Source organism: Deltaproteobacteria bacterium (assembly GCA_016219225.1).
In the GTDB taxonomy this organism is placed as follows: Bacteria; Desulfobacterota; RBG-13-43-22; order RBG-13-43-22; family RBG-13-43-22; genus RBG-13-43-22.
In genome coordinates this window covers 23,869-34,597 of sequence record JACRBX010000228.1, presented here as the reverse complement: position 1 = coordinate 34,597, position 10,729 = coordinate 23,869, and the positions used below count along the sequence as shown (strand labels likewise).

The following is a 10,729-nucleotide window of genomic DNA, read 5'->3' as shown; positions in this document are numbered from 1 at the left end:
CCTCGACCTGACCTTGCGTTGGACCCAGAATCTGGATGACGGATCTTGTCAATTCACCTCCCTTGTGTCATATTCACTGGGTAATCATTGGGAGTTGTTCTCCGTTGGTACTGTAAATGGGGGGAGCAAGGATAGCGAGTTCGGGAGCATTCTGGATTTTCAATGGATGATCGGCGTGCAATTGACCTTTTAAACAGGATTTACAGGATTACCAGGATTTGAGAGGGGATTTTCCGGAATGATAAGATGCAAACAGTCAGGTGACTCAAGGGTGGCCTTAAAAGTGGATTTTATCGGGAATTATATCACCCCCAGAAATATTTTTCTTGACCTCTTCTATACCATGATCATATCCGCTTTGATCGGCCTCTTCTTAACCCTGACTGGGATTGGTGGGACCTTTCTGGTCAATCTGGTCATCTCCCAATCCTTCGGGATTTCCATTTGTTCAATTATTATGGTTTTACTCTGGATGTTTAAACCGGTCAAACCGGCCTCTTTTATTTTTATATTAATCATCGGAGTGGCCGGTGGCACCCTGTCCGGTATGCAAATAGGCCCTTTTGTCCTCCGGCAGGTATTTTCCATCCCCTTGGCCCAGGCGCCGAAGAGTTTACTTCAGATGATCGTATTGGCTATCACCTTCGGCAGCATTGTCAGTTATTTTTTCTTTTCCAAGGCCGAGTTAAAAGTCACCAAAGAGGAAATTCAGCAGGAAAGGATACAGCGCCTTTCCAAAGAGAAAGAAGCCCTGGAGGCCAACTTGCGTCTGCTCCAGGCCCAGATCGAACCCCATTTTCTATTCAATACCTTGTCCAATATCCTGAGTCTGATAGACACCGACCGGACCAAGGGCAAGTCCATGCTGGAGGACCTGATTCATTACCTGCGCACTTCGCTCTCCAGGACACGCCATGACCTGATTACCCTGGGGCAGGAGATGGAGATCATCAAGGCCTATCTTAATATCCTGAAGATTCGAATGGATGAAAGACTCCATTTCCGGATTGAAATTTCCGATGCCCTCAGACAACAGCCCTTTCCGCCCATGTTGCTGCAGCCTCTGGTTGAAAATGCCGTAAAACACGGACTGGATCCCAAAATCGAAGGAGGAGAGATTCTGATCAAGGCCGAAGAAGGGGATGGTTTCATCAGAATAGAAATTAAGGATAATGGCATAGGATTTCATGCCTACTTTGAGGCCGGCGTGGGCATAGGTAATGTGCGGGAACGGCTAAGACTGCTTTATGGAGACAAGGGACGGTTGATCCTGGAAGAGAACAAGCCCAGCGGGGTCATAGTGATTATCGAAGTGCCGAAGGCGGAGTAGTCCTCAGGGAATAAAGTTTCAATATTTATAGAAATCGGGCAAAAGATCCCAATCCTGGGGTTCTAAATTGCGGCCCCGTTCGCGGTCGTAATAACCGTATTGGCTTCCTCGATTATAATAATAACCCTGGTCGTGATGACCTCGACCGTGATAATAACAACCGGATGATCCAGCGATTACCAGCAATAATATAAAGGCTAAATATTTTTTCATTAGTGATTCCTCGACTTTCTAACGCGTTCCCGTAGTATATATATTAATTTCAATAAACCTTTTGCGTAAATACGATAAAGACAGTATTTTTTTAAAAAATATTACGTATTTTATCCTTATACTCCCCTGAAAAAGTGAGGGATAAATGCGCAGATTGCGAGTCTTAGAATCTAAAATCTGAAAAGGAAAAGAATAGATCTTGTTAGAAAAGGAAAGACGGATTAAGATAATGACGACCTAACGACGGAATATAATGAGATCCTGAAATGATCTATAAAGCCATAATCGCCGACGACGAAAGAGAATTGAGAACCTACCTCAGATCTTTATTGGCCGAGGTTTGGCCGGAGCTGATCATTTGCGGGGAGGCTAAAAATGGCCAGGAAGCCCTGGATTTAGTGGAATCGGAGCATCCACAGATTGCTTTTCTGGATATCCGGATGCCCGGTCTTTCCGGCCTGGAGGCGGCCCAAAAAATCGCCGGGGTCTGCCGCATCGTTTTTGTAACCGCCTATGATCAGTATGCGGTGGAGGCCTTTGAACGAGAAGCGGTGGATTATCTGGTCAAACCGGTTTCCAAAAAGAGATTGGCCCGGACCGCCGAGCGTCTCAAAAAACAAATCAACGCTTCCCCGGAGCCTTCCACCGGACTGAGCGAGATTGTGGACCAGGTCCTTTCCTCCTTAAAAAGGAAAGGACCTGTTGATTTTCTGCGATGGGTCAGGACTCAATATAAAGATAGTATCCGCCTGATCCCGGTAGAGGAAGTGGATTACTTCCAGGCCGAAGACAAATACACCCTGGTTATCACCAAAGATGGGGAGTCTTTGATTCGAAAAAGCATCAAAGAATTGGTCCAGGAACTGGACCCAACCCAATTTTGGCAGATCCACCGAAGTTGCATAGTAAACTTATCGAAAATCGATCAAGTCAGCCGTTCCTTAACCGGCCGTGGGGCTTTAAAATTGAAGGGGAGGTCCGAGTTGCTCACCGTGAGCCGAAATTTCATCCATCTTTTTAAACAAATGTAGCTGATAGTATTGCTCTGCCGTCCGGCTAAATCCGGCCCCGTCGAACCGGGATTATTCATGAACAGGCGGTCTTGGGGGGATTCAAAAGATTCGTTTGTGCCTTTCTTCCGGAAAGGCACAAAATCCAGGTAATCCAGTAAATCCTGTCTAATAATTGAGGATCGCCTGGACAATCAGGGTCTTTATCAAGAACCGGTAATGTTCTCTGAGGGTCGGCGTATTGACCATGAAAACCGCAACCAGGTCTTCTTTGGGATCGACCCAGAAAATGGTCCCGGCGGCCCCGCCTTTGTAATACTCGCCGGCATTACCGGGAAAGTAGGCCTGTCCTATTGCCAGGCGAACATAAAAATCGAAGCCGCCTCCATAACCACGACCGGGTACATACAGGGCATCGTCGCGGTTGCCCAGGGGCCCCAAATAATCCGAGGTCATGAAGGCTACGGTCCTTGGGCCCAGCAGTCGTTTGCCTTCCAATTGACCGCCATTGAGAAGCATCTGGGCAAAACGGGCATAGTCCATGGTCGTCGATACCAGACCGCCGCCCCCGCTTAAAAATTTTTGCGGTTTGGTCGGATCGGTGTAGAGGGGCCATTTGGGGTCCAGGTAAACCAGACGGTCCACCCCTTTTCCTTCTACCGGGAATCCGGTATCTTTCATGTTCAACGGTTTGAAAATACGTTCTTCAAGGAATTTGTCCAGAGGCATGCCGGAAACAACCTCCAGGACCCGGCCCAAGACATCATAAGATCGACCGTATTGGTATCGGGTCCCCGGGTGGGCGACCAGGGGTAGTTTGGCCAATTTCTCACAGACTTCGGCATTGGTTAAATTAGTGAGATTGTTCATCCCGGCTTGCAGATACAGGGTTTGCACCGCTTGGGGAGGAAAGAACCAATAGGTCAATCCCGAAGTATGTAAGAGAAGATCCTGGATGGTCATCACATTTTTTGGTTTCACCAGGGTCAGTACTTCTTTGCCCGTTTCGTCTTTTTTGATCTCCCCCACCTGGATATCCTTAAAAGAGGGGATGTATTTGGCGACCGGGTCGGAAAGCAACAGCTTTCCTTCTTCCAATAAGATAGAGGTCGCCACGGCAATGACGGATTTGGTCATGGAGTAAACGCGGAATAGCGAGTCTTTTTCCATGGGCAACTTTTTTTCGGCATCCCGGGTGCCGAAATTCTTGAAGTAGGCGATTCTTCCCTTCCGCGCTATCAGGAGCACCGCACCATTGATTTTCCCCTGGTCGACGTCGGCTTTTAAGACGCTATCAATCCTTTCCAGACGTTCGGAAGAGAGACCGACCGCCTCCGGTTTAACCAGAGGGAAGCCCTTCGAAGTATCCTTTGCCAAAGAGGGGAAAGCAATGCAGACCGAGATTAACAGCAGGGTGAAGATCAACCGATTCCTGGTTAGATAAATTTTTCTGATTCTCATGACCGACCTCCTCGTTTGGATATGAAAAACTAACCTGATAGTATAGGAATTTTTTTTTTGGACGCAGATTGACGCAGATTGACAAGATTTTGAATATACAGAATGGTGATCTGCGGATATCGGCGAAAATCTGCGTCCTAATTCAGGCCCGTTTTCAGGCTCCTTTTATCATGGGTAGATTCCCCGAAGCTGCACCGCCTTGGCCACCCGCCCCACCCCCAAAATGTAGGCGGCCGTCCGCATGTTGACCTTTTCCTTCTCAGAAATCTCCAGGGTTTCCCGGAAGGCCCGGCACAGGATTTTCTGGAGGCGGTCCGATACCTCGTCTTCACTCCAGAGAAGCTCCTGGAGATTCTGGACCCATTCAAAATAAGAAACGGTAACCCCTCCGGCGTTGGCCAGGATATCCGGGACCACAAAAATTCCCCGACCAAAGAGGATGGCATCGGCCTCGGGGGTGGTCGGTCCGTTGGCCCCTTCCACAATCATGCGGCACTGGAGCTTTGCGGCATTCCCGGTGGTGATTTGATTCTCTAAAGCGGAGGGAACCAAAATATCGCAATCCAGCTCCAAGAGTTCCTGGTTGCTGATCGCATCGGAATGGACTTTGTCGGTCAGGAAACACTGGTATTGTTTTTTGCAGGATAAGGCCTGATGGATATCGAGACCTTTGGGATTATAAAGGCCCCCCTTGGAATCACTGATGGCCACGACCTTGGCTCCGGCGGCCTGAAAAAATTGGGCCGCTATGCCCCCGACATTGCCGGCCCCCTGGATGGCTACCCTGGCCCCTTCTATGGATAATCCGAGAAGACGGGCCGCTTCGGAGGCCGTAATGAAAACCCCTTTCCCGGTGGCCTCCAACCGGCCTAATGAGCCCCCTAAATCGATCGGTTTGCCGGTAACCACCCCGGGGACGGAGTATCCCTTGAGAATGCTGTAGGTATCCATGATCCAGGCCATGACCTGGGGATTGGTATAGACATCAGGGGCCGGGATATCACTCTCCGGCCCGATAAAAGGGGCAATTTCCCAGGTGAAGCGCCGGGTCATATTTTCCACTTCTTTTAAGGACATTTCCTTGACATCGCATTGGACCCCGCCTTTGGCCCCTCCAAAAGGGATATTCACTACGGCCGTCTTCCAGGTCATCCACATGGCCAGGGCGCGGACTTCATCCAGATCCACATCCGGATGATAGCGGATCCCGCCTTTGGCCGGGCCCCGGGCCGGAGAATGGACCACCCGGTAACCGGTAAAGATCCGCATCTTGCCATCATCCATTTTTACCGGAAAATGAACGATCACCTCACGTTTGGTCTGTTTAAGCATCTCTATGACGCCTTCATCCACCTGGAGATAGCGACTGGCAATTTCGACCTGCTCCTGAGCGATCTGGAACGAATTCAGCGTTTCCATAAAAGTCTTCCTTTCGGATTTTTCTGGGATCGGAAGTCGGGGGTCAGGGTTCGGGATTGAGTATTAATTCCGAACTCCGCATTCCGAATTCCGAAATCCGCATTTGTTTTCATCACGCCCTGGACCCAAAGAGGGCCGTACCCACCCGGATGATGGTTGCCCCTTCTTCGATGGCGCATTCGAAATCATGAGACATGCCCATGGAAAGATGGGTCAGGTCCATTTCGGGGAATTCTTGCCGCCATTTTGCCTGCCAATGATAAAGCGAGCGAAACCAGGGCCGGGATTTTTCCGGGTCGGGATCATAGGGCGGCATGGTCATGAACCCCCGGATGCGTAAGGCCGGCCAGGCCGGGCTTTCTTGTAATAGGGAGGGAACCTGTTCGGGGGGTAATCCGGATTTGGTGGATTCCCCGGCCTCATTGACCTGGATGAGAATCTCCAGGGTTTTCCCGGCCTGCAAGGCCTGACGATTTAATTCCTGAGCCAGGGCGGCATGATCGACCGTTTCGATCATGGAAAAGAGTTTGACCGCATATTTGGCCTTATTCTTTTGCAGATGGCCGATAAAATGCCAGGTCCCCTGCTGGATGGAGTCGATCTTTTGCTGGGCTTCTTGGATATAGTTCTCTCCAAAATGGGTCAATCCTTCCGACAGGGCCTGTTGGATACGTTCGACCAGAATGGTTTTGGTTACGGCGATCAGAAGGATATCTTCCTTCCTTCTTTTTGATCGCAGGCAGGCCGATTCGATTCTGTTGCGTACCTGTTCGATGCTGTCGGGCAAGGCATCCATGGTCATATCTTTTCTAACATAAGGTTTTCTAACTGGATGGTATAAGAATTTCCTTTTTGGACGCAGATCGACGCAGATTGTCAAGATTTTGAATATAAAGAATAGTTATCTGCGGGTATCGGCGAAAATCAGCGTCCTAATTTAAATCAGTATAAAATGAGGCAGGCAAGGGGGTCAAGGACAAAAACAGTCCGGCCTTTTAATTTTTCGGCCACCACCCCGTTGATCCGGGTAAATTGAAACAACGGGCAGAACGGATCCCGGCCTATTTAAAGAAGTTGATTTTATCCATAATGGGTTTTAAAGTAATAAGGAAAGCCATTGGATTTTGTTTAGATTCTCTCGAAATGACGTATGGTGAAATTTTTAGGATGCTATATACAGGAAAGGCAGGAAAAAGATGGTAAAAAAGGTGATGGTTTGGATGGCGATGGTCTTTATGGTTTTGGGGGTCCGGGTCGTAAGCGCAGGGGCTGTGGATATCCCTCGAATCAGCAAAGAGGAACTCAAACCGATGCTTGGAAATCCGGACTGGGTGATTATTGATGTCCGGATCGCATTGGATCGAAAGATGAAGATGAAACAAATCAAAGGGGCGGTTCGGGAAGATCCGGAGGATGTGAAGACCTGGGCGCCTAAATATGCCAAGGAGAAAACCATTGTTCTTTACTGCGCTTGAGATGATGAAGCGACCAGTGCCCGTGTGGCACAGGAACTAGTTCATCTGGGATTTAATAAAGTCTACGCCCTGAAAGGCGGCTGGGTTGAATGGGATCGAAAAAAATATCCGACCGAGCGGAAATAGGGGTGGAACCGGGTTTACCAAATAGAGATCCTTCCGGGATTCCCACAGTGTCGCCTCCTAAAACCGATTGATTGAAATAGACGGCGGAAACAAGCTCTGTTTTCCTTCTGGCCAGGCGTCTGGAGAAGGATTCCGGTGATTCATCGGGCTCCGGAATTTCCGGAATCTCGGTGGAAACGATTAGTTAATAAGTGGGCTATCTTCTTCATCACGGAAAAGATGAGCACCGCTTGGTCCTTGATCAGAATGACATGATATTTCAGGGGAGGTAGTAAAATTTTAAGAAAGGAGCCGCCATAAGGTCTGACCTGAATTTTCCAAATCTGGTTCTGGGGATCAAATCGTATTTTTAGAAATTCGATCTCCAATTTCCAACATTCCTCAAGAAGGCCTTGATCTTGATTCAGGAGTTGGTCCACTCCATCTCGATTGTTTCCCATTTCTTTGGAACCCGGCGGGGAAAAAAAAGGCCTTCCTTTTTTTATGAAACCGGAATAACGAAGTTCAAGGTCTTCTGGAGCGGAGAAAGGCCGCTTTCCCGGAAATTGTCCTTCCAGGACCATGACGTAAATCTTTCCGAGAAATTTTTTCTCCAGGCCATAATGGATTTTAAAACTGGAGAAAGGAAGGTTTTGAACCGGAAAGGAGAACCCCTCCCCGTTTTCCTGGGGTTCTCCCAAATTTTGAATGAAATATTCCGAATCGGTCCGCAGAAATGGGATTAGATTCTTATCAAGGTTCATTGAAGGATTTATTCTTTCAGCGCTTCTTCATATTTTACGGGCCTGAACAGGCCTTTTTTCATTTTTAAGGTGCACCAGAGGAAGGCGTAGATACCGCCACCCCCCAGAAAATAAAGGGCATACTGATAAATTTCCATTTTCATCTTCGGATCCGGAAAAATAAAGATCATCACCAAGATGATTCCCAAAATACCCAGGATTTGAGGTACAGGGAAAAAGGGCGTTTTAAAGGGACGCTCCAGATTAGGATATCGGGCTCTCAAGATAAGGGCGTCGACATGGGCGATGATGTAGGCCAGGAGCCAGGAAAAAGCAGAGGCAACAATAAATACGACAATGGTCTCCACGGTCGATATGCCGATTAAGATCTGAATAAACATGCCAAACCCCAGAATAATAATACCTACCCAGGGAGTACGGAATCGCGGGTGGAGCCATTTGAAGATAGAGGGGACCTGGCCGGCATGGGCCATGCCATAAAGCATCCTCGGGACGGAAGCCAAAAGGGTATTGATCACGCCGGCCGTGGCAAAAAAGGAGGCAATTCCGGCCCAGTATAAACCGGCCTTCCCCAGGATAGCCGAGGCGACATCCACATGGGGAGTGGGCGAGGTCGATAGAATATTCATGGGAACAAAGCGGACCGCAGCAATGCCAAAAACAAGATTTAACAACAAGATGATAACCAGTCCGACAATCATGGCCAGGGGCAAATCCCTTCTGGGGTTTTTGGCCTCTTCCACTAAGGGACAGATAAATTCGGTGCCGATGAGTAACCAGACCCCGAGAGCGACAAAACCGAATACGTCCGTTATTCCCAACGAAGGGGCGACATATTTTATCTGAGGATTTCCAAGGGCAACGATCCCAACGATTCCGATCACGGCCACGGTAATAATCTTGATGATGGTAAAAATAATTTCAGCCTTGGCAAAGACATCAACACCCAGCAGGTTTAGTAGCATAAAAAGCAGTAACATGAGAATGCCGATCAAGGTAGGGGAGAGCCCGGGGAAAAAAACATTTTTCATGACGATGCTGGCCACGGCGATCTCCGCCGGTCCGGCCAGGAGCTGAACGATGATATATCCGGCGATGGTGGCAATAATGGCGGGAAAATGTCCGAGGGCGACTTCAGTATAGGAGCTGATACTTCCGGCCCGGGGCATAGCGATAGCCAGTTCACTAAAGGTGAAGGCTTGAAAGATCATAAGGACCCAGGCAATAAGCATGGCCAGGATAAAGCCATAACCTCCCAGTCCCATTCCCTGGCAAAGAGAAACCAGGGTGGTGGAAGCCACCACCAGCCCCACGGCTACTGAAAGCAGAGATGGAAAACCGAGTACTCCCTTTCTAAGTTCTTCCATGATAATCTCCTTATCGTTAACAATCGTTGCTCTTCGCTGAAATGTTCACGTCAGGCCTAATGGCAGATCCTTTCTGAAAATGTTACTACCTCCCCTCAAAACTCATATTATTCTGATCAAAGAAACAAACATGGCTCATCCTTTCCCTGATTCGGTGAAGACCAGACTCGACGTTTCTCCAAAAGTGATGAGGTCCGTGAGATAACAGCCGCTGGCATCCAGTTTAAACCTTACTGGAGCTTTGGTCACAGCTTGGCATTTCTTCCCCTCTCGGAACAAAACCATGATGTCTTCTCCCCGGACGGTTTCAGGGGAAAAGCCCTCTCAAGGATATGGCCTTGGCAACGCGACCTATGGCCAGGATATAGGCCGCTGTGCGCATGTGGACCTTTTCCTTCAGGGAAATCTCCAGGATTTCCTTAAAGGCTTTGGACATGATCCTTTGAAGACGATTTGATACCTCCTCTTCACTCCAGAGGAGTTCCTGGAGATTCTGGACCCATTCGAAATAAGAAACCGTAACCCCGCCGGCATTGGCCAGGATATCGGGAATCAAAAAAATGCCTCGATCAAAAAGGATGGCATCGGCTTCGGGTGTAGTCGGCCCGTTGGCTCCTTCGGCTACTAATCGACACCGAAGCCTGGGGGCGTTCTCTCCGGTAATCTGGTTCTCTAAGGCGGCGGGAATTAAAATATCGCAATCGATCTCCAACAGCTCATGGTTGGTGATCGAATCAGCTTTGACGACATCGGTCAAAAAACACTGATAGTTGCGTTTGCAGGATAAGGTCTCAACGAGATCCAGTCCATCGGGATTATAAAGGCCCCCCTTGGAATCGCTGATGGCGATAACCTTGGCCCCGGCCGAATGAAAATATTGGGCGGCTATGCCCCCGACATTTCCGGCACCCTGGATGGCTACCCGGGACCCTTCGATCTTCAAGCCCAGATGACGGGCCGCTTCAAGAGCGGAAATAAAAACCCCTCTCCCCGTGGCCTCTAAGCGGCCCACCGAACCGCCCAACTCAAGGGGCTTGCCGGTAACCATCCCTGGTACGGAATAGCCTTTGAGGATACTATAGGTGTCCATGATCCAGGCCATGGTCTGGGGGTTGGTATTAACATCCGGAGCCGGGATGTCGCTATCCGGCCCTATAAAACTGGCGATTTCCCAGGTAAACCGGCGGGTCAATCTTTCTATCTCGGAGAGGGACATCTCTTTAGGATTGCACCGGACCCCTCCTTTGGCCCCGCCAAAGGGAATGTTAACCGCGGCGGCCTTCCAGGTCATCCACATGGACAGGGCACGGACTTCGTCCAAATTTACATCAGGATGGTAGCGGATACCTCCTTTTCCCGGTCCTAAGGCCGGATTGTGGAGGATCCGATATCCTGTAAAGATCTGGGTCTTTCCATCGTCCATTTTTACAGGAAAATGGACCACCAGTTCCCGTTTGGTTTGTTTGAGCATGTCCAGGATTCCATCGTCCACCTTTAAAAAGGGACTGGCAATGTCCACCTGTTGCTGGGCAATTTCAAAAGAGTTCAAAGACGGCATGATTTTCCTCCTTAAATCTCTATAAAT

The 10,729-nt window shown here is 49.0% G+C and carries 10 protein-coding genes; 3 read left to right on the top strand and 7 right to left on the bottom strand.

Annotation, left to right across the window (positions count from 1 at the left end):
* The first annotated feature begins 271 nt into the window (after positions 1–271).
* Complete coding sequence (locus HY879_19260; protein MBI5605476.1) at positions 272–1,330, top strand: histidine kinase; 1,059 nt, start codon at positions 272–274, stop codon at positions 1,328–1,330.
* Positions 1,331–1,348: 18 nt separating this feature from the next.
* Here HY879_19260 and HY879_19255 read toward each other — a convergent pair whose 3' ends face one another.
* Entirely contained in the window at positions 1,349–1,543 is a 195-nt protein-coding gene (locus HY879_19255; GenBank protein ID MBI5605475.1) for a hypothetical protein, read from the bottom strand.
* A 269-nt stretch (positions 1,544–1,812) separates the two neighbouring features.
* Here HY879_19255 and HY879_19250 point away from each other — a divergent pair, with 269 nt between their 5' ends.
* Positions 1,813–2,574 carry a response regulator transcription factor gene (locus tag HY879_19250; protein MBI5605474.1) on the top strand — a complete coding sequence of 254 codons (762 nt, stop codon included), beginning with the start codon at positions 1,813–1,815 and terminating at the stop codon, positions 2,572–2,574.
* A gap of 147 nt (positions 2,575–2,721) precedes the next feature.
* On the opposite strand, the gene HY879_19245 is transcribed toward HY879_19250, so the two are convergent.
* The 3 genes from HY879_19245 to HY879_19235 all read right to left on the bottom strand — a co-directional run bounded on the left by HY879_19245 (position 2,722) and on the right by HY879_19235 (position 6,235).
* Positions 2,722–4,014 carry a beta-lactamase family protein gene (locus tag HY879_19245; GenBank protein MBI5605473.1) on the bottom strand — a complete coding sequence of 431 codons (1,293 nt, stop codon included), beginning with the start codon at positions 4,012–4,014 and terminating at the stop codon, positions 2,722–2,724.
* Between the two features lie 168 nt (positions 4,015–4,182).
* Positions 4,183–5,433, bottom strand: coding sequence for a Glu/Leu/Phe/Val dehydrogenase (locus tag HY879_19240; GenBank protein ID MBI5605472.1), 1,251 nt, complete (start codon positions 5,431–5,433; stop codon positions 4,183–4,185).
* Between the two features lie 112 nt (positions 5,434–5,545).
* Positions 5,546–6,235 carry a YggS family pyridoxal phosphate-dependent enzyme gene (locus HY879_19235; GenBank protein MBI5605471.1) on the bottom strand — a complete coding sequence of 230 codons (690 nt, stop codon included), beginning with the start codon at positions 6,233–6,235 and terminating at the stop codon, positions 5,546–5,548.
* Positions 6,236–6,629: 394 nt separating this feature from the next.
* Here HY879_19235 and HY879_19230 point away from each other — a divergent pair, with 394 nt between their 5' ends.
* Positions 6,630–6,908 carry a hypothetical protein gene (locus HY879_19230; protein MBI5605470.1) on the top strand — a complete coding sequence of 93 codons (279 nt, stop codon included), beginning with the start codon at positions 6,630–6,632 and terminating at the stop codon, positions 6,906–6,908.
* Positions 6,909–7,174: 266 nt separating this feature from the next.
* Here HY879_19230 and HY879_19225 read toward each other — a convergent pair whose 3' ends face one another.
* The 3 genes from HY879_19225 to HY879_19215 form a co-directional block, all read right to left on the bottom strand.
* Positions 7,175–7,777 (bottom strand): DUF3156 family protein, encoded by a 603-nt coding sequence (locus HY879_19225; protein ID MBI5605469.1) that lies wholly within the window; start codon positions 7,775–7,777, stop codon positions 7,175–7,177.
* 8 nt (positions 7,778–7,785) lie between these two features.
* A complete protein-coding gene (locus HY879_19220) occupies positions 7,786–9,144 on the bottom strand; it encodes an APC family permease (protein ID MBI5605468.1) in 1,359 nt (452 codons plus the stop codon).
* 307 nt (positions 9,145–9,451) lie between these two features.
* Positions 9,452–10,702, bottom strand: a complete 1,251-nt coding sequence (locus HY879_19215; protein ID MBI5605467.1) for a Glu/Leu/Phe/Val dehydrogenase — start codon at positions 10,700–10,702, stop codon at positions 9,452–9,454.
* Positions 10,703–10,729: the final 27 nt, after the last annotated feature.

Bases quoted from the DNA above. Each gene is read 5' to 3' on its own strand.
- HY879_19255 (MBI5605475.1), bottom strand. From the start codon at position 1,543: ATGAAAAAATATTTAGCCTTTATATTATTGCTGGTAATCGCTGGATCA.
- HY879_19245 (MBI5605473.1), bottom strand. From the start codon at position 4,014: ATGAGAATCAGAAAAATTTATCTAACCAGGAATCGGTTGATCTTCACC.
- HY879_19240 (MBI5605472.1), bottom strand. From the start codon at position 5,433: ATGGAAACGCTGAATTCGTTCCAGATCGCTCAGGAGCAGGTCGAAATT.
- HY879_19235 (MBI5605471.1), bottom strand. From the start codon at position 6,235: ATGACCATGGATGCCTTGCCCGACAGCATCGAACAGGTACGCAACAGA.
- HY879_19230 (MBI5605470.1), top strand. From the start codon at position 6,630: ATGGTAAAAAAGGTGATGGTTTGGATGGCGATGGTCTTTATGGTTTTG.
- HY879_19225 (MBI5605469.1), bottom strand. From the start codon at position 7,777: ATGAACCTTGATAAGAATCTAATCCCATTTCTGCGGACCGATTCGGAA.
- HY879_19220 (MBI5605468.1), bottom strand. From the start codon at position 9,144: ATGGAAGAACTTAGAAAGGGAGTACTCGGTTTTCCATCTCTGCTTTCA.
- HY879_19215 (MBI5605467.1), bottom strand. From the start codon at position 10,702: ATGCCGTCTTTGAACTCTTTTGAAATTGCCCAGCAACAGGTGGACATT.